Source organism: Bradyrhizobium sp. Kon69 (assembly GCF_055807515.1).
Genome location: NZ_JBVVOS010000385.1, coordinates 1 through 265, shown reverse-complemented (window position 1 = coordinate 265; position 265 = coordinate 1). Strand labels below are relative to the sequence as shown.

Genomic DNA, 265 nt, shown 5'->3' with positions numbered 1-265 from the left:
CGTGCCGAATGGCTCGTTCAGCGCGGCGTCGGTGACCGGGCGCTGGGTTGCGGCCATCAATGCAGCCTCCACGGCGGGAACATCAGCGGCGAATTGCTCGTGGAACTGGCTCTGCTGGATGTACAGGTCCTTGCCTCCATCACTCAATGGCACCGGAGCGGCGAGGGTCGGCCCCAACGTGCTGCCCGGAAACTTGCCGGCCAGACCTGCGACGGTTTCGCCGGTGTCGGGGGCGATCGGCAACACGAACCACGATACGGCTGGC

At 66.4% G+C, this 265-nt stretch carries 1 pseudogene; it reads right to left on the bottom strand.

Annotated elements, in window-relative coordinates:
• Window positions 1-265 (bottom strand): annotated as a pseudogene (locus tag AC0L3U_RS39540) (alpha/beta hydrolase); the annotation flags it as partial.